The organism is Frankia sp. R82 (genome assembly GCF_023716925.1).
Taxonomy (GTDB): domain Bacteria; phylum Actinomycetota; class Actinomycetes; order Frankiales; family Frankiaceae; genus Frankia.
In genome coordinates, this window is the sequence record NZ_JAMQQG010000004.1 from 21,293 (window position 1) to 45,635 (window position 24,343).

General features: G+C 71.5%; 25 protein-coding genes and 1 tRNA gene. 14 read left to right on the forward strand and 12 right to left on the reverse strand.

Annotated features, from left to right (window positions below):
- Window positions 1-93 precede the first annotated feature (93 nt).
- Window positions 94-1,128, forward strand: coding sequence for an ABC transporter ATP-binding protein (locus tag ND747_RS01900; RefSeq protein ID WP_251731207.1), 1,035 nt, complete (start codon window positions 94-96; stop codon window positions 1,126-1,128).
- On the forward strand, window positions 1,125-1,886 hold the full coding sequence (locus ND747_RS01905) for an ABC transporter permease (protein WP_251731209.1): 762 nt from the start codon (window positions 1,125-1,127) through the stop codon (window positions 1,884-1,886). Before ND747_RS01900 ends, ND747_RS01905 begins: the two co-directional genes overlap by 4 nt.
- Before the next feature lie 78 nt (window positions 1,887-1,964).
- Here ND747_RS01905 and ND747_RS01910 read toward each other — a convergent pair whose 3' ends face one another.
- Window positions 1,965-2,408 (reverse strand): hypothetical protein, encoded by a 444-nt coding sequence (locus ND747_RS01910; RefSeq protein WP_251731210.1) that lies wholly within the window; start codon window positions 2,406-2,408, stop codon window positions 1,965-1,967.
- Between the two features lie 169 nt (window positions 2,409-2,577).
- Window positions 2,578-4,179 carry an MFS transporter gene (locus ND747_RS01915; RefSeq protein WP_251731212.1) on the reverse strand — a complete coding sequence of 534 codons (1,602 nt, stop codon included), beginning with the start codon at window positions 4,177-4,179 and terminating at the stop codon, window positions 2,578-2,580.
- A 193-nt stretch (window positions 4,180-4,372) separates the two neighbouring features.
- Here ND747_RS01915 and ND747_RS01920 point away from each other — a divergent pair, with 193 nt between their 5' ends.
- Window positions 4,373-4,891 carry a MarR family winged helix-turn-helix transcriptional regulator gene (locus tag ND747_RS01920; RefSeq protein WP_374216123.1) on the forward strand — a complete coding sequence of 173 codons (519 nt, stop codon included), beginning with the start codon at window positions 4,373-4,375 and terminating at the stop codon, window positions 4,889-4,891.
- 95 nt (window positions 4,892-4,986) lie between these two features.
- A tRNA-Ser gene (locus ND747_RS01925) sits at window positions 4,987-5,075 on the forward strand.
- 199 nt (window positions 5,076-5,274) lie between these two features.
- On the opposite strand, the gene ND747_RS01930 is transcribed toward ND747_RS01925, so the two are convergent.
- Window positions 5,275-6,165 (reverse strand): helix-turn-helix transcriptional regulator, encoded by an 891-nt coding sequence (locus ND747_RS01930; RefSeq protein WP_251731213.1) that lies wholly within the window; start codon window positions 6,163-6,165, stop codon window positions 5,275-5,277.
- A gap of 86 nt (window positions 6,166-6,251) precedes the next feature.
- On the opposite strand from ND747_RS01930, the gene ND747_RS01935 reads away from it, so the two are divergent.
- Window positions 6,252-7,697, forward strand: coding sequence for an MFS transporter (locus tag ND747_RS01935; protein ID WP_251731215.1), 1,446 nt, complete (start codon window positions 6,252-6,254; stop codon window positions 7,695-7,697).
- Window positions 7,698-7,756: 59 nt separating this feature from the next.
- On the opposite strand, the gene ND747_RS01940 is transcribed toward ND747_RS01935, so the two are convergent.
- Window positions 7,757-8,695 (reverse strand): helix-turn-helix domain-containing protein, encoded by a 939-nt coding sequence (locus tag ND747_RS01940; RefSeq protein WP_251731216.1) that lies wholly within the window; start codon window positions 8,693-8,695, stop codon window positions 7,757-7,759.
- Between the two features lie 818 nt (window positions 8,696-9,513).
- On the opposite strand from ND747_RS01940, the gene ND747_RS01945 reads away from it, so the two are divergent.
- The gene (locus tag ND747_RS01945) at window positions 9,514-10,119 is read left to right on the forward strand and encodes a hypothetical protein (protein WP_251731218.1); all 606 of its coding nucleotides are present in this window, start codon (window positions 9,514-9,516) and stop codon (window positions 10,117-10,119) included.
- 78 nt (window positions 10,120-10,197) lie between these two features.
- Here the strand turns inward: ND747_RS01945 and ND747_RS01950 are convergent, their stop codons facing one another.
- The 4 genes from ND747_RS01950 to ND747_RS01965 all read right to left on the reverse strand — a co-directional run bounded on the left by ND747_RS01950 (window position 10,198) and on the right by ND747_RS01965 (window position 13,673).
- A complete protein-coding gene (locus ND747_RS01950) occupies window positions 10,198-10,569 on the reverse strand; it encodes a DUF3817 domain-containing protein (protein WP_251731220.1) in 372 nt (123 codons plus the stop codon).
- Window positions 10,566-11,090 (reverse strand): hypothetical protein, encoded by a 525-nt coding sequence (locus ND747_RS01955; protein ID WP_251731221.1) that lies wholly within the window; start codon window positions 11,088-11,090, stop codon window positions 10,566-10,568. Before ND747_RS01955 ends, ND747_RS01950 begins: the two co-directional genes overlap by 4 nt.
- Window positions 11,091-11,402: 312 nt before the next feature.
- The gene (locus tag ND747_RS01960; RefSeq protein ID WP_251731223.1) at window positions 11,403-12,734 is read right to left on the reverse strand and encodes a hypothetical protein; all 1,332 of its coding nucleotides are present in this window, start codon (window positions 12,732-12,734) and stop codon (window positions 11,403-11,405) included.
- Window positions 12,735-13,673: a SigE family RNA polymerase sigma factor gene (locus ND747_RS01965; RefSeq protein WP_251731225.1), complete on the reverse strand. Its 939-nt coding sequence runs from the start codon at window positions 13,671-13,673 to the stop codon at window positions 12,735-12,737.
- 544 nt (window positions 13,674-14,217) lie between these two features.
- Here ND747_RS01965 and ND747_RS01970 point away from each other — a divergent pair.
- The 4 genes from ND747_RS01970 (at window position 14,218) to ND747_RS01985 (ending at window position 16,904) form a co-directional block, all read left to right on the forward strand.
- Window positions 14,218-14,460 (forward strand): hypothetical protein, encoded by a 243-nt coding sequence (locus tag ND747_RS01970; protein WP_251731227.1) that lies wholly within the window; start codon window positions 14,218-14,220, stop codon window positions 14,458-14,460.
- Window positions 14,461-14,527: 67 nt separating this feature from the next.
- Window positions 14,528-15,169 (forward strand): nitroreductase family protein, encoded by a 642-nt coding sequence (locus ND747_RS01975; RefSeq protein WP_251731228.1) that lies wholly within the window; start codon window positions 14,528-14,530, stop codon window positions 15,167-15,169.
- 60 nt (window positions 15,170-15,229) lie between these two features.
- On the forward strand, window positions 15,230-16,225 hold the full coding sequence (locus tag ND747_RS01980) for an NAD(P)H-quinone oxidoreductase (RefSeq protein ID WP_251731229.1): 996 nt from the start codon (window positions 15,230-15,232) through the stop codon (window positions 16,223-16,225).
- Window positions 16,226-16,316: 91 nt separating this feature from the next.
- On the forward strand, window positions 16,317-16,904 hold the full coding sequence (locus tag ND747_RS01985) for a bacterial proteasome activator family protein (protein WP_251731230.1): 588 nt from the start codon (window positions 16,317-16,319) through the stop codon (window positions 16,902-16,904).
- 39 nt (window positions 16,905-16,943) lie between these two features.
- On the opposite strand, the gene ND747_RS01990 is transcribed toward ND747_RS01985, so the two are convergent.
- The 3 genes from ND747_RS01990 to ND747_RS02000 form a co-directional block, all read right to left on the reverse strand.
- Window positions 16,944-18,356: a metallopeptidase TldD-related protein gene (locus ND747_RS01990; protein WP_251731232.1), complete on the reverse strand. Its 1,413-nt coding sequence runs from the start codon at window positions 18,354-18,356 to the stop codon at window positions 16,944-16,946.
- Complete coding sequence (locus tag ND747_RS01995; protein ID WP_251731234.1) at window positions 18,353-19,927, reverse strand: TldD/PmbA family protein; 1,575 nt, start codon at window positions 19,925-19,927, stop codon at window positions 18,353-18,355. Before ND747_RS01995 ends, ND747_RS01990 begins: the two co-directional genes overlap by 4 nt.
- A 75-nt stretch (window positions 19,928-20,002) precedes the next feature.
- Window positions 20,003-20,353 (reverse strand): hypothetical protein, encoded by a 351-nt coding sequence (locus ND747_RS02000; RefSeq protein WP_251731236.1) that lies wholly within the window; start codon window positions 20,351-20,353, stop codon window positions 20,003-20,005.
- Between the two features lie 503 nt (window positions 20,354-20,856).
- Between ND747_RS02000 and ND747_RS02005 the strand changes: the two genes are divergently transcribed.
- Entirely contained in the window at window positions 20,857-21,084 is a 228-nt protein-coding gene (locus ND747_RS02005) for a hypothetical protein (RefSeq protein ID WP_251731237.1), read from the forward strand.
- Between the two features lie 90 nt (window positions 21,085-21,174).
- A complete protein-coding gene (locus ND747_RS02010; protein WP_251731239.1) occupies window positions 21,175-22,134 on the forward strand; it encodes a helix-turn-helix transcriptional regulator in 960 nt (319 codons plus the stop codon).
- Here ND747_RS02010 and ND747_RS02015 read toward each other — a convergent pair.
- A complete protein-coding gene (locus ND747_RS02015) occupies window positions 22,100-22,906 on the reverse strand; it encodes a Cof-type HAD-IIB family hydrolase (RefSeq protein ID WP_251731241.1) in 807 nt (268 codons plus the stop codon). The two genes, ND747_RS02010 and ND747_RS02015, sit on opposite strands and share 35 nt — an antisense overlap.
- 77 nt (window positions 22,907-22,983) lie before the next feature.
- On the opposite strand from ND747_RS02015, the gene ND747_RS02020 reads away from it, so the two are divergent.
- Window positions 22,984-23,412: a phosphoribosyl-ATP diphosphatase gene (locus ND747_RS02020; RefSeq protein WP_251731243.1), complete on the forward strand. Its 429-nt coding sequence runs from the start codon at window positions 22,984-22,986 to the stop codon at window positions 23,410-23,412.
- Window positions 23,413-23,452: 40 nt separating this feature from the next.
- Entirely contained in the window at window positions 23,453-24,301 is an 849-nt protein-coding gene (hisG, locus tag ND747_RS02025) for an ATP phosphoribosyltransferase (protein WP_251731244.1), read from the forward strand.
- Window positions 24,302-24,343: the final 42 nt, after the last annotated feature.

Consider the following 24,343-nt stretch of genomic DNA (forward strand, 5'->3'; position numbering starts at 1 on the left):
GGCGCGTACCGCCACCATGCGGACCGAGACGAGCGGCGGCGCGCACCCGGCGCCGGACACCTGTCGAGCGGAGCACCGCCCGAGCGGAGGCGAATGATCGAGGCACAGGGGCTCACCAAGAGATACGGACGCACGGTCGCGGTCAACGACCTGTCGTTCACGGTGGCGCCCGGCAAGGTAACCGGATTCCTCGGGCCCAACGGCGCGGGAAAGTCCACGACCATGCGGATGATCCTGGGGCTCGACAACCCGAGCGCCGGCACGGTCCGGATCAACGGCCGACGTTACGCCGAGCTGCATCACCCGCTGCGGCAGGTCGGGGCGCTGCTGGACGCGAAGTGGGTACATCCCAACCGCTCCGCCCGGTCACATCTGCGCTGGATCGCCGCGTCCAACCGCATTCCGGTCAAGCGGGTCGACGAGGTCCTCGAGGTCGTGGGGCTCACCTCGGTGGCCGGCAAGCGTGCCGGGGGGTTCTCGCTCGGCATGTCCCAACGACTCGGTATCGCGACGGCACTGCTGGGTGATCCGGGCGTCCTGCTGTTCGACGAGCCGGTCAACGGGCTGGACCCCGAGGGCATTCTGTGGATCCGGCAGTTCATGCACCGGCTGGCGGACGAGGGTCGCACGGTGTTCGTCTCGAGCCACCTGCTGTCCGAGATGGCGCTGACCGCGCAGGATCTGGTCGTCATCGGCCGAGGGCGGTTGATCGCGCAGACCAGTACGCAGGAGTTCATCGACAACGCCTCCGAATCGGCGGTCCGGGTGCGTGGGCCGGAGATGGAGCGGCTGCACGGCCTGCTCACCGGTCAGGGCCTGACCGTGCGGGACGTGCCGGCCGGCGCCGACGGCCCGGCGGCGCTGCTCGTACCGAACGCCAGCACGGAGCAGATCGGCGAGCTGGCCGGCACGGTCGGGCTGGTCCTGCACGAGCTCGCCGCCCAGCGCGGCTCGCTGGAACAGGCCTTCATCCAGCTCACCGGGCAGGACGTCGAGTACCAGGCCGGTGCGGGCGCCCCAGCGGGCGCCGCCGCGGCCGGGGGCGGTACCGGTGTCGCGGTGCCGCCACCAGCGGGCGAAGCGCCCTCCGGCGTGCCCCTGAACGTGCCGGGAGGCGACGCGCGATGACGCTGCTCACCGTGGAACGGATCAAGCTGTTCTCCACCCGCTCGCCGTGGTGGTGCATGATCCTCGCGACGGCCCTCACCGTGGGGCTGACCTCGCTGTTCGCCGCGACCACCCGCACGAAGGACCTGGCCGATCTCACCCCGGACGCCACCCAGTTCGCCTACAACTTCGGGCTGGTGGTGATGATGGTGATGTCGACGCTGGCCGTCACCACCGAGTACCGGTTCGGCACGATTCGTTCGACGTTTCTCGCCGTGCCCACCCGGACGCCGGCCCTCGTCGCCAAGGCCGTGGTGGTGGCATCCCTGTCCGGGATCGTCGGCGAGATCACCGCCGTCGGCTCCTGGGGGATCGCCCGGCTGATCCAGCCGGATGCGCCGCTGGCGCTGAACACGGCCCAGGAATACCGCAACGTGTTCGGGGTCGGCCTGGTGTATCTGCTGGCCTCGGTGTTCGCGATGGCCGTCGGGCTGATCGTCCGGCAGTCCGCCGGGGCGATCGTGATCGAGCTGATCTACCTGTTCCTGCTGGAGAACCTGCTGCCGGTGATCCCGCGGATCGGTGACAGCATCCAGCACTGGCTGCCGTTCACCGTCGGGGACAACTTCATCGTCGCGGGCGCCGTGCGCCATTCGGACGGTCCGCCGGTGATCGACAACATGCCGCTGGGTCCCTGGGGTTCACTGCTCTACTTCGCGGCGGTCTGCATCGGCCTGTTCGTGATCGGTACCGTCCTCGCCCGGCGCCGCGACGCCTGACGAGGGCAGGCTCGCCCGGGCGCCAGGGTCCTCGGGGCCAGGGTCCTCGGGTGTCAGGGTCCTCGGGTGTCAGGGTTCTCAGGCGCCCGGGCCCCACCGGTCGCGTCCGGCACGCAGCCGTTCGCGGGCCTTCATCCGGGCCTCGTGGACGTGGCGCTGACCGCCGGTCAGCCGGCGCCGGACCTCCTCGTCCGCCTCGACGAAGGGCCGGTAGTAGAGGTCGTCGTACTCCTCGACGATCTGGAACGTCCATCGTCCGTCCAGGACGTTGCGTCCCAGCAGCTGTTCGCGTAGCTGGCCGGCGGTCCGGCGGTGTCCGGCGGCGGCCAGCTGCGCTACGGCATCGCCAAGCAGGAGATCGGCGTGCCCGGACAGCTGGTGGAACTCGTACAGCGCGCCCCGGGCCCGTTCGACGCATTCCAGGGCCTCACCGAGCCGGCCGACCGCCTCGACGGTGGCGTCGTCGAGATCCTCCCGGGTGCGATGCGCCGACCCACGACCGGTGCGTGGTGCGCCATCCACGGCACCTACGGTCCTGGGACGGCTCTCGGCCGGATCCGACCGACTGGTGGCGTGGTCGTGGGCCTGGCCGTCGGCGTCGGTAGGTGCAGGTGTGCTCACCCAGCCGACATGCCCGGATACCCACTGCCCGACACCGCCCAACCGGGCCGGACGGCCCCTGGCCCCGGTCTCAGGACCGCGCCACCGGGCCGTCGGCCGCGTCGAGCGTCGCCACCCCGGTGGAGCCGGGCGCGATCACCTCGGCCGGGTCGAACACCGCCACCCCGGTGGAGCCGGTGGAAAGCAGGTCTACGACGGCCGGAGCCGTTTCGGGCCGCGGGGTGGGGAGTGCGGCGCCGGGCGCGCGCCGGCCAGGGATGAAGGCGGCGACCGCCAGCGCCGCCACGGCCGCGACGGTGGCGATGACGAACGTGACCCGGAAGCCGGACAGGGTGGGTACCTCGGCGCCCGCGTAGGTCGTGGTCAGGTGGGACAGCACGACACCGATGAGCGCCGAGGCGATCGAGGTGCCGAGCGCGCGCATCAGGGTGTTCAGGCCGTTGGCCGCGGCCGTCTCGGTCGGTGGCACCGCGGCCATGATCAGCGTCGGCATGGCCGCGTAGGCGAACGCGACCCCGAGCCCGACGATGGCGCACACGACGATGACCTGCCAGATCGCGTTGAGGAAGGCGATGCCGACCGCGTAGCCGATCGCGACGATCAGTACGCCGATCATCAGGCTGGCCTTCGCCCCGAACGTGGCGATGATCCGGGCGGTGATCGGTGAGGCCAGCACCATCACCACGCCGAACGGCGCGAAGCACAGCCCGGCGACGACCATCGAGGCACCGAAGCCGAAGCCGGTCCCGGTGGGGATCTGCATCAGCTGCGGAACGACCAGCGACAGGGCGTACATGGCGATGCCGACGATGACCGAGGTGAGGTTGGTCATCAGGACCTGCCGTCGGGCGGTGACCCGCAGGTCGACCACCGGCGTCGGTACCCGCAGTTCCCACCAGCCCCACACCAGCAGGACCACCACCCCGCCGAGACCGAGCCCGAGGGTGGTGGGGGTCGTCCAGCCCCAGTCGCTGCCCTTGGAGATCACCAGCAGCACGGCGAGCAGGCCGACCAGCAGGCCGATCGCCCCGACGGTGTCGAAGCGGGCGCGGCCCGCGGCCTCGTCGCGACCGGACGGCGGCGGTGCCGGGACCACCCACCACAGCACCACCATCATGATCACGCCGAGCACGGCCGCGCCCCAGAACAGCACGTGCCAGTCGGCGTGCTGGGCGACCAGCGCCGAGAACGGGATGCCCAGCGCACCGCCGATGCCCAGCGAGGAGCTCATCAGACCGAGGGCGGCGCCCAGACGTGCCGGCGGCAGGACATCGCGCATCATGCTGATGCCCAGCGGGATCAGCCCGGAGGCCATGCCCTGCAGCGCCCGCCCGCTGACGACCGGCAGCAGGCTGCTCGTCGTGGCGCACAGCAGCGAGCCGACGATCAGCAGCACCAGACTGACGAGCATCAGCCGCTTCTTGCCGTACATGTCGCCGAGTCGGCCCGCGATCGGCGGCGCGACCGACGCGCCGAGCAGGGTGGCGGTCACCGCCCAGGCCGTGTTCGACGCCGACGAGTGCAGCAGTCTCGGCAGGTCCGGGATCAGCGGGATCGTCAGCGTGTACATGAGGGAGGCCACCACGCCGGCACAGGCCAGCGTGGCGATGATCGGACCGACGGCCCGATCGTCGCGGCGTTGGCTGCCGGGGCGGACCGGTTCCTGCGTCAAGAAGTCTCCCGGTTCAGGCGGGCGCGCGGGCGCCGCAGAGCGTCCGCCGGACGCGGGGAGCGCCCGCCCGCTGCATGTGCATGATGCACATAGTATGCATGATGCATAGATCGAGGGCTGACGGACAATGCATCTGGCCGAGAATCACAATGGGGAGCAGGGCGAGTCGCCCACCGACACAGCAGAGGTGATCATGGGTGACGGGCTGCGGACCGACCTCCCGAGCGAGGACCGGCTGCGTGACGATCAGCTCCACGCGATCGAACGCGAGCTGATGCTTCTGTCGCGCCACCACATCCTGCCCGCGTCCAACCACCGGCACGGCCGGCGCACCCTGGAGCGCTCCGCCTACCTGTTGCTCAGCCGGATCGAGGTCGAGGGCCCGATGACCCTCGCCCAGCTCGCCGAGGCCTTCTCCCTGGATGTGTCCACCGTCAACCGGCAGACGGCGGCCATGGTGCAGGCCGGACTGGTCGAGCGGATCCCCGACCCGAACGGCGCGATGGCGCGGCGGCTCGCCATGACGCCCGAGGGGCGCCAGCGCCTGCAGGCCGACCGGGACATCGTCCTCGATGCCCTGGCGAAGATCCTCACCGAATGGGCCGGCGGTGACCTGCGGCAGCTCGCGGACGTCCTCGGTCGTTTCAACCTGACCTGCGAGCGCGAGTACGACTACGTCTGGCCCCGACCCGCCCCCCTGTCGGACCACTGACCGGGGCTCGGCTCGGCCGGCAGGCGTGCGGAGCAGACCGGTGAGCTGCCCGGGAAAGATCGCTGGCATTGCGGCGACATAGGATGGGACGGCCAGGAGGGCTCGCCTAGTGGCCGATGGCGGCGGTCTTGAAAACCGCTAAGGGGAGTGATCCTCTTCGTGGGTTCGAATCCCACGCCCTCCGCCCTAGCTGGCGGAACATGCTCACTACCAGCATGTTCCGCCAGCCTTGATGATCGAAATCTAGGTCTGCACTCCCGACCGCTCCCGACGACTGCCGGGCGCTCCCGACCGGTCGTGGACAATGCGTGGACACGATCACGGGTCGGTCGGTGCGTCGTCCATCTGCGGTGCCGCGGTTGGGCACGACCACGCTCCCACCGTCACTCCGGCGGCGCGGCGACCTCCTCGGTTGGCTCCGGCAGATGCATCACGACCCCCAGAAACGAGTCCTGCGGGCTTCGTACGACGACCAGCCGAAAGGTGCGCGTGCCGAGCGTCGGGTGGCGCATCGCCCGGAGCCGGCCGCGCTGGGTGGCGATGTGCTGCTCGTCCCACCAGCCATGGAAGACGGCACTGTGCGCCTTCAGCTCCCGCAACATCGCCACCATGCGCTGGTCACCGGGCTGGGCCGCGTAGTTCGCCCGCAGCCGCCCGACCATGTCGCGGCACTCGTTCTCCCAGTCGACGAGCCGGGACCGGGCCTGCGGCGCCTGGAACAACCATCGCACCATGTTGTTCTCCGCGGCCGGCGGCGGACCGAAGTCCGTGTACCAGTCGGCGGTCGCCCGGTTGTGGGCTAGAACGTCGCCGTGTCGGGTGGCGAGGTAGGTCGGGCCGGCGGCGTCGGCATGCGCCGCCACAACTGCGCGCAGGTCGGCTTCGGCCGTGTCGTCGATCGGCGCCACCTGGGTGCGCGCCGGCGGCTTGGCCAGCTCACGCAGGTAACGGCGGTCGTCGGCGTCCAGCCGTAGTGCGGTCGCGATCGCGTCGAGGACCTGAGGCGACGGGTTCGCGGCCCGGCCCTGCTCGAGCGCCGTATACCAGCCGGTGCTGACTCCAGCGAGGCTCGCCACCTCCTCGCGCAGCAGCCCGCTGGCGCGGCGGCGCGGCGCGATCGGCAGCCCGAGCAACGTCGGATCCAGCCGGGAACGCCGGTGGCGCAGGAACTCGGCGAGCTGATCGCGGCGCCGCTCCTCGGCGGAGCGCCCTCGGCGCGGCACCAGGGCTTCCGCACCGGCCCGCGAAGCCGGTCGGGCCGCACTGTCGGTCATCGCCGGCCGTCGTCCGCCGGTGTTACTCGCACTGGTACCACCAGCGCCTCATAGCACATGGCTTCACCCGCCCACACCATCGACATATGACGATCTCCAGCCCGGCCCGTCCCGCCGGTGCGGCCACCCCGGCCGAGCCGGTGGGTCACCCGGCCGCGCTCACGGCCCTGCTGCTGGCTACGTTCATGGGCTTTCTCGACCTGTTCATCGTCAACGTCGCCGCGCCGTCGGTCCAGCACGACCTGTCCGCCAGTTTCGCCGAGCTGCAGCTGGTTCTGTCCGGCTACATCGTCGCCTACGCTGTGGGCCTGGTCACGGGCGGACGGCTGGGCGACACCTACGGACAGCGCAGGCTCTGGCTGAGCGGGATCGTGGCATTCGTCGTCGCCTCGGTCGCGTGCGGGGTGGCCCCCGGTATCTGGCTGCTCATCGGCGCGCGGGTCGTGCAGGGCTTCGCCGCGGCGGTCATGCTGCCGCAGGTACTGGCGAGCATCCAGATCCTCTACCCGCCGGGCGAGCGGCGGGGACGAGCTCTGTCCACCTACGGTGCCGTGATCGGCCTGGCGTCGCTGTCCGGCCAGATCGTCGGCGGTGCTCTGATCGAGGCGGATCTCGCCGGAAGCGGCTGGCGGTCGGTGTTCTTCGTCAACGTGCCGATCGGCCTGGCCGCGCTGGCCATCGGGGCCCGAACCGTGCCAGCGGCCCGGCTACCCAGCCCGGCTCCGCTCGACGTGGCGGGCGCCGGCTTCCTCGGGGCCGCGATCGTGCTGACGCTGTACCCGGTGGTCGCCGGTGGGGCGTCGGGTTGGTCGGTTCCGCTGGTGGCGATGGTCGTCGCCGGACTGGCCTGCTTCGGGGCGTTCTTCGCCTGGGAGCGCCGGCTGGAGGCCGATCCGGCTCGGGAGCCGCTGCTGCGCCCGTCGCTGCTGCGCCTGCCCGGGCCGCGGTGGGGGCTGCCCGTCGTCCTGGCCTTCTACGCGGGCAACTCGGGATTCTTCCTCGTGCTGGCCTATTTTCTTCAGGACGGCCTGAAGCTGTCGCCTCTCGGTTCCGGGCTCGGCTTCCTGCCGCTGGGCGCCGGGTTCGCCGCCGCGTCGCTGGCCTCCCGGGCGGCGGTCGCCCGCTTCGGCCTTCGTGCCCAGCTCGCCGGGGTGATGTTGATCGTCTTTGGTCTGCTGGCCGCGTTGCCCGCGTCACGCGGCTCGTCGGCGGACTTCCAGCTGATCGTCCCGCTGGCCCTGGCGGGCCTGGGGGAAGGGCTCATCGCGGCGCCGATCATCGGTGTGGTGTTGCGCGACGTGCCTCCTGAGGCGGCGGGCTCCGCCTCAGGGGCCCTCCTGACGACGACCCAGATCGCGAACATCCTCAGCGTCGCCGTGACGGGGGTGATCTTCAACGGGCTGCTCGGCTCCGCGCCAGGTCGCCATGACTACGACACGGCGTTCGCCGGGGCGCTGATCTGGCTCCTGGTCCTCGCGGTGCTCACCGGGGCGCTGTTTCTCGGCCTGGGCCGAGCGCAGCGCCGCCCCTAGCTCAGGACGGTCCTGCGGCGTCGGGTGTCGCGCAACCGGCGGTGCCCGATCCGGGCTGTTCAGGTCTGGTCGGCGAGGGCGGCGAGTTCGGCGACCGACCGGGCCGTGATCGCGTCGGCAGGCAGGAAGAGCTCGGTCGCCAGCTCCGAGACGGTCACGTCGGCCGGGGTGTTGAAGGTCGTCATCGTCGACAGGAACGTGAGCACCCGGTCGCCGACCCGGATGCACAGCGGCAGCGCCAGGGCAGCGCCCATCCTGGACGATTCCGGCAGGCCCGAGCCATCCGCGGCACCCGGGCCCGGCTCCCCTCTGGACGGCGGACCGTCCCCGGTCAGCGGACCGTCCCCGGTCAGCCGGTCGGCGTGCGGAGTGGGGACGGGATAGGCGGCCACCTCCTCGTACAGCGCGTGCACGGCCGACGGGGAGGAGGCGGTCATGCTTCGGCGCATCGTGTCCAGCAGATGCTCCCGCCACCGCGGCAGGTTCACGATGCGCGGCGCGAGCCCGCGGGGATGCAGCACCAGCCGCATGAGGTTCAGCGGCGGGCGAAGCAGTTCCGGCGCCACGCCGGCGAGCAGCATACGGGCCGGTCGGTTGCTCATCACGATCTCGAACGGCCCGTGCAGGACGATCGCCGGGTTCGGTTCACAGGCGGCGAGGAACTCGACCAGACCGGCGCGCACGGCGGCCATCGCCGGGTCGGTCAGCGCGGTTTCGGTGAACACCGGGGCGTAGCCGGCCGCGAGCAACAACGTGTTGCGGTCGCGCACCGGCACCTCCAGGTGGTCGGCCAACCGAAGGATCATCACCTTGCTGGGCAGGGCCTTGCCCGTCTCGACGAAACTGATGTGGCGCGCCGAGCTGTCCGCCCGAAGTGCTAGTTCAAGCTGACTAAGCCGACGCCGCAGGCGCCACTGACGCAGCAGTGCACCCACCCCCGCCGAGGTGCCCCCGCGCGGAGCCGCATCCGGTCTGCCGTCGCCGAAGGTGCTCACCATGAAGGCAACCGTAGCCAGTCAAGCCGCCATCAGTCGTTTGCTTGTTCGCCATCACGTGTCATCGTGTTCGATGGTTGTGTGACAGGTGTCCCGGGGTGCTCGTTGTGGGCCGAGTACGGACTGAACCACAAAGGTTGCGCGCAATGCCCGGAGTGGGCGGATTGACCCCGAGATGGCGTCCCCCGATGCTGACGTGCTGGCCAAACACCCCGAAGACTCGACACGCGGTTGCGTGACGCTTGTGCTGGTCTGCGACAGGATGACCGGGTGCCTCCCCGTCGGTCGTCGTCCCCTCGCGCGATCCCGGCCGCCGTCGCCTCGCCCCGGCGCCCTCGCGCAGTTTCCGTGACCCTTCACTCCGATCTGGATTCGGCCAGCCGCCAGCCGGCGTTGCCGATCCAGGTGCCCCGTCGTCGTCAGCCCGAGGCCGCCCTTCGGACGCCCGTCACGGCCAGTTGCGCGGGTTGCGACGCGCGGTGGACCGACGCGGCCACGACCCACTGCGGTTCGTGTCATCAGTCCTGGCCGACGGTGGAAGGTTTTGACGACCATCTCGTCGACTGTCCGGCCCGTCCGGTCATCGCGGCCCGTCGGGCCCGGCGGGCCGACGAGTCCGCCCCGGTGGCCATCGGCTGACCCCCGGGTCGCACGGGGCTGGTCAGGTCAGCTGATTCCGCGTCTGTGCCGGGTCAGCCGGTCGCAGACCTGTTACGTTCCGGCGCGGGAGTTACCGGTGACCGTCGATCCTCGGTGCGTCCGGCGCAGCGTTGGCCGGGCAGCGCCGGCACCGCGGCCGGGCACAGCGGGTGGAGGGGTCGATGACGGTCTGCGGGTTGGTCCGGCTGGATGGGACGAACGTACGTCGAGCGGCCCTGACCGCCATGCTGGCCTGCTCGGCCCGGGGCCTGCCGGCCGCCCGCGGGGTGCACCTCGACGGGGTCTTCGGCGCGGTCACCGCCGCCGATCCGGATGCCGACCCGACGCCCCCACTGGCTGTCGACGACGCGGGTCTGGTTCTGATCGCCGACCGGGCGCCGCGGGTGCCCGGCCTGCGCCGGACCGGAACGCGCGATGGTGTCGTCCGCAGCGGCCAGCCGGCAGCGCTGCTCGGCGCAGCCACCCGCACGGTCACCGTCGCCTGGGAGCCGTCCCGGTCCCGGTTGGTTCTTGCCCGCCCGGCCGGGGCGCACACCGAAATGATCACCTGGACGGATGGTCGGGTGTTGGCCTTCGGCACCGAACTGGAACAGGTGCGGGCGGCCCTGCTGTCACACGGTGATCTCGGCCGGCCACGGTGGCTCGGTCGGGGTGAGGTGCTCACGATCGCGGTGCCGGCGCGTCGGCCCGGGCTGGTCGCCGTCCGCCCGCACGTGCCCGTGGCGACGACGGCCCAGCCGGTGCACAACTCCGTCTCCTGCCCCTGACCGCGTGGTTCGGCCAGCCCGGATCGGGCCGGCCTCCGGCCCGATCCGGGCCGAACGGAATCAGGTCAACGGGCCGGGTCAGGCCCGGTTGCTGGGCAGGTGCCGCTGGCGGACCAGCGCGGTGACCTTGCGCTCGGCGACGAACGACAGGAACGGAATCGTCCCGGCGAGCATGACCAGCACCGCGCGCACCAACGGCAGCCGACAGCGGGTGGCCAGGTCGTAGGTGCAGGCCAGGTAGACGACGTAGAGGACGCCGTGCACCGGCCCGACGATCGCCACGACCGTCGAGCTGTCGGCGGCGTACTTCAGCGGCATGCCGACGCAGACCAGCAGGATCAGACCCACGCCGACCACATAGGCGATCACCCGGTAGCGCAGCAGGGCGCCCTGGATCGCGGCCGGCGTGGAACTCCCGGCGGGGCGGGAGGGGGAGAAGCTGGTCGTCATCCGCGGGCTCCGTTGATCTGCGGTGGGGTGGTGGCTCGCGCCGAGGGGTCGAGCTGCTTCGGTGGCTGGTTCGCGGCGATCGCCCGCAGCGCGTCCCGCTGTGCATCCCGGTTGTACAGGGCGGCGAGGTAGCGGTTGTAGGCGGCGACCTCCTCGTCGTCCTCATCATCGACCATCGATCCGCCCGCGGTCAGCATCCGGGGGCCGCCGGCGCCGAGCTGGTGCGGTGTCTCCGGTGCGATCCGGCCACCGACGCCCCACTGCGGTCCGTCGAGGTCCGGCGGCGAAAGCGCATCTTTGATCATCCGATACCACCAGTACAGGACGAAGACAGCGAAGATCGGCCACTCGACGCCGTAGAAGAGGTTCTGCAGCGTGCCCTGGGCGGACTCGCCCTTGGTGAACTGCCAGACGCCCATGCGGATGAACAGGGCGACGAGGGCCAGCGCGAGCAGATGTCGCGCGATCCATGAGGGTGCAAACAACAGCCGGCGCACGGACTCGACGCTACCCCTCGACATCGTCACAACGTCGCGATCGTGGCGGCGCCCACCCGTGGGTGCTGTTCGCGGCGGGGTGCGAAAGTGCGGGGCTGGCCGATCCTGGCCAGACCGGCCAGCCCAGGTGTCGTACTGCGGCCCGCCCACCCGGCTGGGGGGGGTTAGTCGGACGTGGCGGGCCGGAACGCCGGCCGGGCCTCCTGGCGCGGGGACCGGATGGGGCGTTCACCTACCTAGTCGTCCGAACGGGGTCGGATGGTTGTCGGCCAGCGCAGAATATTTTCGTATTTTTCATGATTTTTCGGGCGGCATCGGAACTGGCGCCGGCACCGGTCAGCGCAGGACCGCGGCCGCGAGCGTCCAGGAACCGTCGCCCACGCCGGAGACCGTGACGGTGGTGGAACCGATGGCGCCCGGCAGCATCAGAGTGATCATCGCGTCGGCGGAGCCGTCCACCTGTCGGGAGGGCAGGTCCACCGTGAAGGTATTGGTCCCGGCCAGCGAGGAGATGGAGATCCGCACTGAGCCCGAAGACGCGCCCAGATAGATCTGCAGTTGGCGGGGTTGCAGCACGACGGTGGTCAACCGCGCCGCGCCGCGGACCGACAGGCGCCCCCTCTCGTCGCTGCCGACCAGGTTCGGGAATCCGCCGAACCAGGTGAACCCGGACGATGCCTGGGTCTCGCTGCCCGTGGCGAACGCGATGATCCGGGGTACGGGAATCGCCGCGCGGGTGCGGATCCCGTTCCAGCCATCGCCGAAGACCACCCAGTCGGCGGCGTCGGCCGGTAGCTGCACCTGGGAACCGGCCGGGAAGGGCACGGTCTGGCTGGTGTAACGGCCCTGGGCCACGGGTGTCATGACCGCCACGGGGGTACCGGGTGGACCGCTCGCCCCGCCGCGGGCCGGTTCGTCCTGGCCGGCCTGTGGAACGGCGTGCGCCGGTGGCGGGGTGTCGACCGGGTGTGGGGTCGATCCGGACCTGGTCGGTTCGGCCGCGCTCGTCGGCTCGGCGGTGGCCGTCGTGGTCCACGGTGATCCGGTCGGATGTGGCGCGCCGGTCACCGTGGTGACCGGCGGATTCGGCGAGTCGCCACCCGGGATGCCGCCGACCAGGGCAAGCAATGCGACCAGCACCATGGTCACCCCGGCGACAGCAGCGCCGACCAGAATGCGACCCCGGCGCTGGCCCGACCGGCGGGAGCGACCGCCCCGGGGCCGGGCGTTGGCTGCCGGCAGCCGGCTCGCCGACCGTGGCCGCAGCTCGTACGGCTCGGATGGCTCGGATGGCTCCTGCGCTTCGGCGGGTTCGGGTGGGCTGCTCGGATGATCCGAACGCCTCGGGAAGCTGAGGGGAGGTGTGCCCGCTGACGCGGATGCGGCGTGGGACGGGTCGTGATCCAGATCGCCATAGGGCGTGAACGGCGGCGCGGCCCGACCCGAAAGAGATCTTTCCGGGTCAGGTTCGCCGGCGGCGGACGGGAGCACGGCGGTGGGTTCCGGTCCCAGGGACAGGACGGCGCCGAGCGAGTCCGTGATCCGCCGTCGGATCCGCTCCGAGTCCGGCTGGTGCCGGTTCATCTCGACGTTCAGCAGGTCGCACAGATCATCGCGAAGCAGGCCACCCGGCCCCGTGCGCTCGCCGCGCTCACCATCCATGGCCATCTACGCCTCGCCGACCCGCCAGCCGGGCCAGTTTCGGGCCGGCTCGGGCCGGTTGCGGCGCTCGGGGCGCAGTCGGCGGCGGATCCGCTCCGTGGGGTGATCGTCCTGAGTCGGAATGTGTGACCGGACCTGGGACGAAGGGCCGACCTGAACCAGATGCTCCTGGCTGCTGGGCTGGTCCAGGGAAAGGCCGACGACCAGCTCCGCCGGCTCGGCCGTGAAGGCGGACGGATCGGGGCCGGCCGGCGAGCCGGACGAACCGGGCCGGCGGCGGTCGGGACGCAGCGACCCGGCCCGGGCACCGCCCGAGTGGGGTGGGACCTGGCCGCCGGAGCGTCGGGATGTGGTGTTGCGCCCGGCAGCCCGGCCGGACGTGTCCGGGGATCGGAGGTCCCGACTCGTCGACGCGGCCGGCGCCGCCGGGCTGCCCTGCAGCAGGCGTTCCAGGTCGGCGACCCCGCGGGCGGTCTGGCTTTTCACGGTCCCGACGGAGATTCCCAGCGTGCGGGCGGTCTCCGTCTCCGACAGGTCGAAGGCATAGCGCAGCACCACGCACGCCCGTTTCCCGGGCGGTAACGACATCAGTGCGCTGCGCAGGTCCACGACAGCCGGTACGTCCGGCCCGGGGGTGGAACCCTCGGCCTGTTCACCGAGAGCGAGCAGACCTCGCCGTTCGCGCACGACCCGCCGGACCCGGTCCGCTGCCAGGTTCGCGACGATGCGCCGCACGTAGGCCAGTGGGAACTCGGCCGCCTGGACGCGGTCCCACCGGGTCCAGGCGGCGGTAAGGGCGTCGGCGGTGATGTCGTCCGCCGCGTCGTGGTCGCCGCTGAGCAGATAGGCGAACCGGCTCAGCTCGCGGTGGTGGCGCTCGAAGAAGGCCCGGAACTCCGCCTGATCGTGAGGGTGGTCGTCGTCGTCGGCCGCGACCGCTTCCACTGGCACACTCCCCGGGCCCGTCCTGGCCGGCGCATCCCAAGCCGGTCAGTCAGCGAATGCTGTGGTCGTCCGTTGTTGGTTGCAGATGGACCTACGTCGGCGGTGATGCGGGTATGACGCTAGCGGTCGGACCCACTCGTGGGCGTGGTGCTCCGGGGTGGTTCGCCGGTTCTTTTGTTAATACGGTAATACGGCCAGGACACCTCGCGCGGAATGCAACCGGGACGTCGCCGGTGCCATCCCGGGTGGTGGGCGGAAAAGTGCTGGTCGGAAGGCTGTGATGGCGGGGCGGGTACTGTCGAACGGGGGAGCTCCGCCGACATCTGGTCGACGTCGACCGGAAACATTGCCGTCTGTTGTGCATGCATGGTTGTCATTGGCCTGGGGTAGCCCGTTCGGTGTTGCGTCGGTTTGCTGTCGGTTGTCGCGGGGGTGGTCCGGCGGGCGCCGTGTGGGTTTGCCGGGTCGCGGTGATGAACCGGCGACGCCATGCGATGCTGGGACGATGTTTCCGTCGCCGTGCCCCACGGGTACAGCGGGTGCTATGTCCAGCCCGCTTCTGCCGACCTGTCCTGTGGCCCCGCGCCGGGTGACGGTCGCCGGCGTCCACCCGCACCGGCCAGGCTCGCCGCCGCCGCCCCCGCTCGACCCGGACCTGCCGATCCCGGACGACCCGGGCCCCCTGCTGCCGGACACTCCCGATCTGCCCCCGGCCCCCCACGAGCCCTCGCCGTACACCGAACCGGCGCCGGACGCGCCCGCGGAGCCCGAGCCCGAACCTGTCTGAGCGGCCTGCGACCCGCCCAGAGTGCCGCGGACCCGCGCGGCGAGTTCCCGACTGCCCAGGAGTCACAGTGCCGCCAGAGCTGACCCCGGATGAGCTGCTCACCACCACGCGCAGCGTGCGCAGGCGGCTCGACCTCGACCGCCCGGTGGATCCGGAGACCATCCGGGAGTGCCTGCGGATCGCCCTGCAGGCGCCATCGGGCTCCAACGCGCAGGGGTGGCACTGGATTGTCGTGACCGATCCCGACGTGCGGGCGAAGATCGGCGAGTTCTACCGGCGGTCGGCGCTGCCGTACCTCGATGCCGGTGGTGCGTCCGACGACACCTACGGCCCCGAGCGGCGGGTGGTGCAGGACCGGGTCCACGGTTCCGCCCGCTACCTCGCCGAGAACCTGCACCGGGTGCCCGTGCTCGTGCTGGGCTGTCTGGCCGGTGACGTGCGCACGGTGCCGGCCGAGTCGCAGGCGGGGTTCTGGGGATCGCTGCTGCCGGCGGCCTGGAGCTTCATGCTGGCCCTGCGTGCCCGGGGCCTGGGCAGCGCGTGGACGACCCTGCATCTCGCCTATGCCGACGAGGTGGCCGAGCTGCTCGGTATCCCGGCGGGGATCAGTCAGGGGGTGCTGCTGCCGGTCGCTCACACGATCGGTACCGACTTCCGTCCCGCCGCCCGCGAGCCGCTCGAGTCCGTCCTGCACTGGGACCGCTGGTAGAACCGGACCGCTGGTGGGCCGCGGACCACGGGTGGTCGGTCGGCGTCGTAGCGTGGATGGATGCGTGCTGTAACGATGTCCGCCTTCGGCGGCCCCGAGGTCATGTCGGTGTCGACGGTGGCGGACCCGCCCCCACCGGGGCCGGGCGAGGTCACCATCGACGTCGTTGCCACGGCCGTCAACCGGGCCGACCTGCTGCAGCGGCAGGGGTTCTACGCACCGCCGCCCGGCGCGTCGGAGATCCTCGGGCTGGAGTGCTCGGGACGGGTCGCGGCGCTTGGCTCGGGGGTCGGTGGCCTCGAGGTCGGCGGTGAGGTCTGCGCGCTGCTCAGCGGTGGCGGGTATGCCACCCGGGTGAACGTGCCGGCCGGCCAGGTGCTGCCGGTGCCGGCCGGGGTGGGCCTGGTCGAGGCGGCCGGCCTGCCCGAGGTCGCCGCCACCGTGTACTCGACCGTCTTCGGGGTCGCCGGGCTGCGTGACGGCGAGGTGATCTGCGTGCACGGCGGGGCATCCGGCATCGGCACGTTCGCCATCCAGGCCGTGCGCGCGCTGCGTCCCGCGTCGGTGGTAGCCACCACCGCCGGCAGTCCCGCGAAGCTCGCCCGGGTCCGTGAGCTCGGGGCGCACATCGCCGTGTCCTACCGGGACGAGGACTTCGTCGAGGTCGTCCACGCGGCCACCGACGGGCACGGCGCGGACGTGATCCTCGACAACATGGGCGCCGCATATCTGTCCCGCAACGTGGCGCTGTTGGCGACCGGTGGGCGACTGGTCGTCATCGGCCTACAAGGTGGGGTGAAGGGCGAGCTGAACCTGTCGGTGCTGCTCGGCAAGCGGGCCGCGGTGCACGCCGCGTCGCTGCGGGGCCGCCCGGACGCCGAGAAGGCGGCGATCGTCGCCGGGGTGCGCGCCGAGCTCTGGCCGGCGGTGGACAGCGGTCGGATCCGGCCGGTGATCGACCGGGTGCTGCCGCTCACCGAGGTGGCGCAGGCACATCGCCACATCACCGACCTGGGCCACGTCGGCAAGGTCATCCTGACGATGCCGACGTCGTGACCATACTGACGGGGACGCGGACGGGACGGCGCCGGCCGGGTCCGGCGGGACCGCCGCTCGCCGGTGGCGCGCAGCGGGCAGGATAGATGGCATGACGGATCAACCGGAACCCCGCGTCGTGGTGCTCGGACCCGACGGGGCGCTGCACGAGGCCGTACCGCCGGCCGCCGGTCGCCGCGGTGGCCCCGCGGCCCCGAACGAGGAACAGGACGAGCTGGGCGCGGCGTCGGAGGCCACCCCGGTGTCCGAGCTGGTCTCGCAGCCCGACAAGGTGATGCGCATCGGGACCATGATCAAACAGTTGTTGGAGGAGGTGCGCGCGGCCCCCCTCGACGACGCCAGCCGGGTGCGCCTGCGCGAGATCCACCGCAGCTCGATCCGCGAGCTGTCCGAGGCGCTGGCCCCGGCACCGCGGGCCGAGCTCGAACGGCTGCTGCTGCCGTTCGACGACGGAGTCGTCCCGTCCGACGCGGAGCTGCGTATCGCCCAGGCGCAGCTGGTCGGCTGGCTGGAGGGCCTGTTCCACGGCATGCTCGTCGCCCAGCAGGTGGCCGACCGGGCCCAGCTCGCGGAGCTGCGGCGCCGGGCGTTGCCCAGCGGGGCGGGCGCGGCCCAGCCGGGCCAGTCCCAGGAGCAGCAGTCCGGTGGCGAACCGTTCGGCCGCGGCGCCTACCTCTGACCGCTCGGCAGCGGAGCGGTCGACGAGCGGGTGGGCAGGTCAGTTGGCCGGGCTGACCGAGCTCATGTTGAAGTCCGCCACCCGCACCGGCGGCATTCGGGCCAGGGTGAACCAGTCCGCCCATTCCCTGGGCAGGGTGCGGACGGTCGTGCCGATCTCCGCCGTGCGCCCGAGCAGGTCCACCGGTGACTCGTTGAACCGGAAGTTGTTCACCGCCCCGGTGACCTCGCCGTTCTCCACCAGGTAGACCCCGTCCCGGGTGAGGCCGGTCAGCAGCAGCAGCTCGGGATCGACCTCCCGGATGTACCACAGGCTGGTCAGCAGCAGACCACGGCGGGTCGAGGCGATCATCTCCTCGAGCGACGTGGTACCCCCGCCGTCCAGGGTGAGGTTCTCGATGAGCGGGGTGACAGGGCTGTCGGCCGCCCGGGCGGACGCGCGGGTCTGGACGAGCGCGGTGAGCGCGCCGTCGCGGATCCAGTCGGTGGGGCCGAGCGGGAGCCCGTTGTCGAACACGCTCGACATCGCCGACGACGATGTGGCGGTCACGAACGGGGTGGTCGCGAGGTCCGGATCGGCCGGGTCGCTGGACAACCGCAGCCCGGCCGGCCCGATGGCCTCGCCGAGCCGCGTCCCACCGCCGGGCCGGCTGAACACGGTGCGGCCCTCGGCCGCGTCCCGTCCGGCCGCCGCCCAGTACAGCCCGACCATCAGGTCGGCGACCGCGGACGGCGGCAGCAACGTCTCGTAGCGGCCCGCGGGCAGCTCCACCGGACGCTCGCACCAGACCAGCCGGGAGGCGAGCTGCGCGTGGGTGGCGGCGACGTCGACGTCGGTGAAGTCGCGGGTCGACTGGCCATGCCACACCGAGCCACCGGGAACGGCGCTCTTGGCGTTCCACTCGACGCTGCCGATCGGCTCGCTGTGCCGCAGCCGCAGGCCGGTGGATGTGCCGAGCCAGGTGGTCGTGATCCGGTGCTCGGCGAAGCCGAACAGGCGCTGGCCGGCCGCCCGGGTGCGACCGAACGCCTCGGCGAGGTCGCGGGCGAAGGTGGCGAACACCGCCGAGTCGGTGCGGGCCGCGGGCTCGGTGAAACCACCCGCCCCCGGGCTGATGCCCGGGCCCGCGGCGGTGGTCGCGGGGCCGAGCAGATCGGCGTAGTCCTCGGCGTCCGTGGCCGCGCGGGCGGCGTCCTCGGCGGCCCGCAGCAGCTCGGCCAGTCCGTCGGAGTCGGCCGGAGTGGAGGCGGAGCGGACGCCGAACGAACGCCCGACGACGCTGACCACCGTGATCGACCGGTCCCGGTTCGCCCCGTTGGTGGTCAGGGTGTTGTTCGCCCAGCGCAGGTTCACCGAGCTCGACTCGGTGGCGATCACCACGCAGGCATCGGCCTTCGACAGCGCGAGTGCCCGCTCGACGACCTCGTGCGCCGGCGTCGGTGGATGACTCATCGGCCGGCCTCCCGCCGGGTGTTGAGGACGTTGACCCCGCGGAACAGGGCCGACGGGCAGCCGTGGCTGACCGCGGCGACCTGGCCCGGCTGGCCCTTGCCGCAGTTGAACGCGCCGCCGAGCAGGTAGGTCTGCGGGCCGCCGACGGCCTCCAGCGAGCCCCAGAAGTCGGTCGTCGTCGCCTGGTAGGCCACGTCGCGCAGCTGGCCGACGATCCGCCCGGAGCGGATCTCGTAGAAACGCTGGCCGGTGAACTGGAAGTTGTATCGCTGCATGTCGATCGACCAGCTCTTGTCGCCGACGATGTAGATGCCCCGGTCGACCCGGCTGATCAGTTCCTCGGTGCCCGGGCCGCCGGGTGCCGGCAGCAACGACACGTTCGCCATCCGCTGCAGTGGCACATGCCCGGCGGAGTCGGCGAAGGCACAGCCATTGGACGCCGCACCGCCGAGCACCGCCGCGTTGCGGGCGGCCATCGCCCGGTCGAGCTGGTAGCCGACCAGGGTGCCGGCGCGGACGATGTCGAAGCGCCGGGTGGCCACCCCCTCGTCGTCGTAGCCGATGGTGGCCAGGCCGTGCGGGGTGGTGCGGTCGCCGGTGACCGTCATCGCCGGCGAGCCGTAGCGCAGGGTGCCGAGCTGGTCGAGGGTGGCGAAGGAGGTGCCCGCGTAGGCGGCCTCGTAGCCGAGCGCCCGGTCGAGCTCGGTGGCATGCCCGACGGACTCGTGAATCGTCAGCCACAGGTTCGACGGATCGATGACCAGGTCATAGGGCCCCGGCTCCACCGAGGACGCCTTCGCCTTCTCGGCCAGCAGCCCTGGGATGATCTCTATCTCGCCGTCCCAGTCCCAACAGCCGGCCGCGGGCCCGGCGACCAGCCACTCCCAGCCTCGACCGACCGGTGGGGCGATGGTGCGCATCGACTCGAACCCGCCGCCGGGATCGACCCGGGTGGCCTCGATCTGGCACAGCACCCGGACCCGCTGCTGGGTCGTGGAGGTGCCGGCGAGGTCGGCGTAGTACTTGTTCTCCAGCACCGCCTCGAACTGGCCCTCGACGTGGTCGACGTCAGGCGCGGCGTACAGGGTGCGGCACAGCCCACCCACCCGCTCCACCCGTTCGGTCGGGTCCACGGCGAACGGGTCGGCGGTGTAGGCCGAGACCCAGGTCGCGTCCGGATACACCGACTCCCCGGCGAGCTCCACCGGCTCGGAGTTCAGCGGCGCCGCGACCGTCGCCATCGCGACGGCCTCCCGGGCCAGGCGCACCGCCTCGTCGACGGTGAGGTCGACCCCGGCGGCGAAGCCCCAGGCCCCCTCGTGCACGACCCGCACCGCGAGCCCGACGGTGGCGCCCTCGTGCCGGCTCTCCAGGGACGCGTCCCGGAAGGACAACGCCGATTCCCGCAGCCGTTCGATGCGGATGTCCGCATGCGTGACGCCCAGGTCCCCCGCGGCCTGCAGGGCGGCGTCGGTGAGCGCTCCCCGTGGGAGCGCGAGGAACTCGGCATCGATCTCGTGCGCCGGTGACCCACCGGACGGGCGCGGATCGGGGTGGACGGGTGTCGCCATGTGCCTATCCTGGCCCTCGCCGCCCGACGACACGCCGGCACCCGCCGCCGCATCGTGCCCGGCCCGGTGGGGCGCTCAGCTGACGTGCCGACCGGGGACGACCGGGTCGATCTCGCGGTGCCAGCGATCCAGGAGCGCCCAGCGCCGTTCGGCCTCGTGCACCGCCGCCGCGAACGGATGCGGGCTGTCCTGTGGGCAGTGCCCGACGAGCAGCTGGGACGCCGCGGTGAAGGCGTCGATGAACCAGTCGGTCGCCGGGGCGCGCAGGTCGATGCGGGCCGGCCGGCCGGCCCGCGGAACAGTGGCGGCCAGGAACTCCTGGAGCAGACGCGTCATCCGCTGCTCCAGCGCGACCCCGGGATACCGGTCGAGACAGGCCTGCGGGCGGCGAAGGGCAGTTGACCTCAGGCGGCTCGGCATACGCATGGACGATCCTTCCTGCCGGCCTCATGATCTGCCACCAGAATTGGAATGCCAAGCAAATTCTCAAATATTCCGGCAGAATTCCGGGATCGTTGGCGGGGCGGCCGGTCCGCCCAGGCCGGCCGGTGGTGGCAGACCGTCGGGCCCGGTAGCGCAGGAGCCCGCGGCGACGTGACTCTCGGTAACCCCACTGGCGATGCCGCCTGGGCGCTCGGATACCCTTTGCGCCGTTCCGCCCGCGTGGCGATCCCGAGCTGGCGTAACGACGTCAGGTAGCAATCCCACTGCCCGGAGTTGTAGCGGCGAGGTGACGTGCGCCGGCCAGGCTGATCGCTTGGGTGACTCCAGGTAACTGCTGTGCCAACCAACCTGGATAAATCCGAGAATATGCCGTGAGCCGAGGAATATTCTCGGCGCGGCGATCTGTTGTCGCCACCGCCGAGTCTCGCCCTGGACGTGGTCCGATCGTCGGGGGCGGGGCCGGCCGTGCGGAAAGGACCGGAGCGATGCGGCTCGTCCCGATCGCCGGCGCATCGTGCGCCAGCGCGAACTGCCCCACCGTCTATGTGAACGACGAGGACCAGGACATCGAGGACCAGGACATCTTCGTGCAGGGCTATGCGGCCTCCGAGCTGCCGACACCGAGCGGTGCGGTGCCGCCCGGCGAGGCACTGGTCCGGATTCCGCGTGCGGTGTTCCTGGCCGCCGCCGCGAAGCTGCCCACCCAGGGATGATCGGACCGGCTGCCCGGCGGTGATCCCGTCGGGCAGCCCCGGGCGGTCCGCCCCGGAGACGCCGGCACAGGACACAGGTCGGAGAGGGTCATGCAGGCTGAGGAGCAGGCCGGGGGTGTGGGAGCCGAGCCGGCGCACGCCGCCGCCGAGCTGGGTGCCGAGATCGCCCGGCTACGTCGTGAGCAGGGCCTCACCGGGCAGACGCTGGCGCGAGCGGTCGGCCTCAGCCAGAGCACCGTCTCCAAGATCGAAAATGGTCTCGCCCGCCCCAGCCCGCAGGACGTGGAACGGATCACCCAGCACCTGCACATCGCCCCCGGTGAGACCCGCCGACTCGTCGATCTCGCCGAGCGGCTCGCGGCCACCAGCGTGCGGCGTGGCCCGCGCAGCCCGACGTCGCGGCGCCGGGGCGCGCCGAGCCGGGACGAGACCCTGCGGCTGGGGGTGGGTCTCGACCAGCAGGAGGTGCTCGACGCCGAACGGTCCGCCACCCATATCCGCGAGTTCGAGCCGATCCTGCTGCCCGGGCTGATCCAGATCAGCGAGTACGCCCGGCGGGTGGTACATGGTTACCATCGGGTGACTCTTGGTGGTGACGCGAGCGACTGGAATCGGCGCACCGCGGAGAAGGTCAGCCAGCGCATCCTGCGACAGAATCTGCTCTATGACGCCGGACGGCGGTTCGAGTTCATTCTGATGGAGTCGGTGCTGGGTAACCGGTTCGCCCCGGCGGAGTACATGATTGCGCAGATCAAAAGGATTGCGGCGGTCGCCGAGCTGGAGAACGTCACCGTACGGATCGTCCCGAGCAGTGCACAGCTGGAGTATCCGCACGTACAGGGTTTCACGATTCTGGGCGAAAGTCTGGTCGTCGTGGAGACGCTGGAGGCGACCGGCTACAGCCATCCAGATCAGCTGCGGATATACCAGAAAATCTTCGACGAGTACGCGGCCATCGGCGAGCCGGACCCGCGCCCGATTCTGGCCCGATACCGGCGCCGTTACGCCGACGAGCTCACTCGGGCGCCGGGAACAGCCGCTCCAGGATGAGGGCCACGCCGTCGGCGTCGTTGGAGGCGGTGACCTCGTCCGCGGCGGCCAGCACGTCCGGATGGGCGTTGGCCACCGCCACCGCATGCCCGGCCCAGGCGAACATCGGCAGGTCGTTGGGCATGTCGCCGAAGGCGATCACATCCCGGGCGGACAGCCCGCGCTGGGCGGCCAGCTCCGCGAGCGCCACCGCCTTGGACACCCCTGCTCCAGCGATCTCCAACAGATCCGCGCAGGAGGTGGTGACCACGGCCTCCGTCCCGGCCAGGGCGACAACCGCCTCGTACACCTCGGTGAAGGGAAGCCCACCCGCCCGGCGGACCAGCAGCTTCGTCGCCGGCAGTGCCGCCAGCAGCTCGGGGTACGCGCGGACCAGCTCCCCGGGGTCCGGCCACATCGTCTCGAAGGCGGCCTCCCGGCCAAACCGGGCGCTGCTTTCGACCGCGAACGACGCATCGGGCACCGCGGCCCGGATGCCGTGCGCCAGGCGCAGCGCCGTCCCGGCGGACAGGTGGCGCTGGCTGACCGCGACACCCGCATCCAGATCGAAGACCAGCGCGCCGTTGGCGCAGATCGCCAGGCCCCCGACCGCGGCCTGGGTGGCGATGTCGGCCATGACCCGGCTCGGGCGCCCGGTCACGAACACGACGGTGGCGCCGTGGTGCCGCACGCGCCGCAACGCCGCGCGGGTCCGCACGGAGACAGACCCGTCGCTGCGGATCAGCGTTCCGTCGAGGTCCGTGGCGACAAGGGCGGGCGGGGACACAGTCATCCAGTCAACAGCATTCGGGCCGGCTGCGGGCCCGTCGAGGCAGATTGGCGCGGGCGGGCGCAGGTAGCATGCCGGTCATGGTTCCTGCCGATCGGCCCGGCTCGTCGCCGTCCGCGTCCGTCGCCCGGTCTGCGGCCGGCGGCAGTGCGCCACGTCCGGATATCACCGACGCGGGGCCGCAGGCCGTCGCCGCCACCGCAGCGACGGCCGCCGGAACGTCACCCGCATCACCCGCATCGCGCGGAAAAACATTTGACGAACTCTTTGTCGAGGTTGCCGGTAAATGGCAACGGCGAGAGCCCGGCTCGGGCACGGTCGCCGCGCTCGACCGAGGTGTTCACCATCTCGGCAAGAAACTGGTTGAGGAGGCGGCGGAAGCCTGGATGGCAGCCGAGCACGAAGGCCGGGAGCGGGCCGCCGAGGAGATCTCCCAGCTGCTCTACTGGAGTCAGCTGATGATGATTTCCCTGGGTCTTTCCCTCGACGACGTATACTCCCACCTGTGAACATCCCCCGGTGCATTCGTACAGACACTGAGTAGCGACCATGCTTCGTATTGCGGTGCCTAACAAGGGGTCGCTGTCCGTGGCCTCCAGTCAGCTCCTGGCGGACGCCGGCTATGAGGCCCGGCGCGAGGCCGCGGAGCTCGTGGTCCTCGACCCCGAGAACGACATCGAGTTCTTCTTCCTGCGCCCGCGTGACATCGCCGTCTACGTCGGGTCCGGGCGACTTGATCTCGGTATCACCGGCCGCGACCTCCTGCTGGACAGCAACGCCGCCGCGGAGGAGCTGCTCCCGCTCGGCTACGCGCACGCGACCTTCCGCTATGCCGCCCCCGCGGGCGCCTATCCGGATGCGGACCATCTGCAGGGCAAACGGATCGCCACGTCGTTCCCGGCTCTGGTTCGGGCCGATCTCGCCGGCCGGGGCATCACCCCGGCGGCCATCGTCACGCTGGACGGCGCGGTGGAGACGGCCGTCCGCCTCGGTGTCGCCGATGCGGTGGCCGATGTGGTGGAGACCGGGCGCACGCTGCGGGCCGCCGGGCTAGAGCTGCTGGGCGAACCGGTGCTGCGCTCTGAGGCGATCATCATCGTCAAGCGGGGGGCGACGCTGTCGGCGGCCCATGAGCGGCTGCTGCGCCGGGTGCAGGGTGTTCTGGTCGCCCGGCGGTACGTGATGATGGACTACGACGTGCCCACCGCCGTGCTGGAGAAGGCCTGCGAGATCACGCCTGGCTACGAGTCACCGACGATCTCGCCGCTGCAGCGGGAGGACTGGGTCGCCGTTCGGGCGATGGTGCTGCGCGCCGACGTGAACCGGACGATGGACAACCTGTGGGATCTCGGCGCCCGGGGCATCCTCGTCTCCGGAATCCAGGCCTGCCGGCTGTGACCCGCCGGCCGGCCGTCGCCACGGCGGCCGGAGGCGGGGCGA

Coding starts and splice junctions, on each gene's coding strand:
- ND747_RS01900 (WP_251731207.1), top strand. CDS start 94: ATGATCGAGGCACAGGGGCTCACCAAGAGATACGGACGCACGGTCGCG.
- ND747_RS01905 (WP_251731209.1), top strand. CDS start 1,125: ATGACGCTGCTCACCGTGGAACGGATCAAGCTGTTCTCCACCCGCTCG.
- ND747_RS01920 (WP_374216123.1), top strand. CDS start 4,373: ATGGGTGACGGGCTGCGGACCGACCTCCCGAGCGAGGACCGGCTGCGT.
- ND747_RS01930 (WP_251731213.1), bottom strand. CDS start 6,165: ATGACCGACAGTGCGGCCCGACCGGCTTCGCGGGCCGGTGCGGAAGCC.
- ND747_RS01935 (WP_251731215.1), top strand. CDS start 6,252: ATGACGATCTCCAGCCCGGCCCGTCCCGCCGGTGCGGCCACCCCGGCC.
- ND747_RS01940 (WP_251731216.1), bottom strand. CDS start 8,695: ATGGTGAGCACCTTCGGCGACGGCAGACCGGATGCGGCTCCGCGCGGG.
- ND747_RS01945 (WP_251731218.1), top strand. CDS start 9,514: ATGACGGTCTGCGGGTTGGTCCGGCTGGATGGGACGAACGTACGTCGA.
- ND747_RS01950 (WP_251731220.1), bottom strand. CDS start 10,569: ATGACGACCAGCTTCTCCCCCTCCCGCCCCGCCGGGAGTTCCACGCCG.
- ND747_RS01955 (WP_251731221.1), bottom strand. CDS start 11,090: ATGTCGAGGGGTAGCGTCGAGTCCGTGCGCCGGCTGTTGTTTGCACCC.
- ND747_RS01960 (WP_251731223.1), bottom strand. CDS start 12,734: ATGGCCATGGATGGTGAGCGCGGCGAGCGCACGGGGCCGGGTGGCCTG.
- ND747_RS01970 (WP_251731227.1), top strand. CDS start 14,218: ATGTCCAGCCCGCTTCTGCCGACCTGTCCTGTGGCCCCGCGCCGGGTG.
- ND747_RS01980 (WP_251731229.1), top strand. CDS start 15,230: ATGCGTGCTGTAACGATGTCCGCCTTCGGCGGCCCCGAGGTCATGTCG.
- ND747_RS01985 (WP_251731230.1), top strand. CDS start 16,317: ATGACGGATCAACCGGAACCCCGCGTCGTGGTGCTCGGACCCGACGGG.
- ND747_RS01990 (WP_251731232.1), bottom strand. CDS start 18,356: ATGAGTCATCCACCGACGCCGGCGCACGAGGTCGTCGAGCGGGCACTC.
- ND747_RS01995 (WP_251731234.1), bottom strand. CDS start 19,927: ATGGCGACACCCGTCCACCCCGATCCGCGCCCGTCCGGTGGGTCACCG.
- ND747_RS02000 (WP_251731236.1), bottom strand. CDS start 20,353: ATGCGTATGCCGAGCCGCCTGAGGTCAACTGCCCTTCGCCGCCCGCAG.
- ND747_RS02005 (WP_251731237.1), top strand. CDS start 20,857: ATGCGGCTCGTCCCGATCGCCGGCGCATCGTGCGCCAGCGCGAACTGC.
- ND747_RS02010 (WP_251731239.1), top strand. CDS start 21,175: ATGCAGGCTGAGGAGCAGGCCGGGGGTGTGGGAGCCGAGCCGGCGCAC.
- ND747_RS02015 (WP_251731241.1), bottom strand. CDS start 22,906: ATGACTGTGTCCCCGCCCGCCCTTGTCGCCACGGACCTCGACGGAACG.
- ND747_RS02020 (WP_251731243.1), top strand. CDS start 22,984: ATGGTTCCTGCCGATCGGCCCGGCTCGTCGCCGTCCGCGTCCGTCGCC.
- hisG (WP_251731244.1), top strand. CDS start 23,453: ATGCTTCGTATTGCGGTGCCTAACAAGGGGTCGCTGTCCGTGGCCTCC.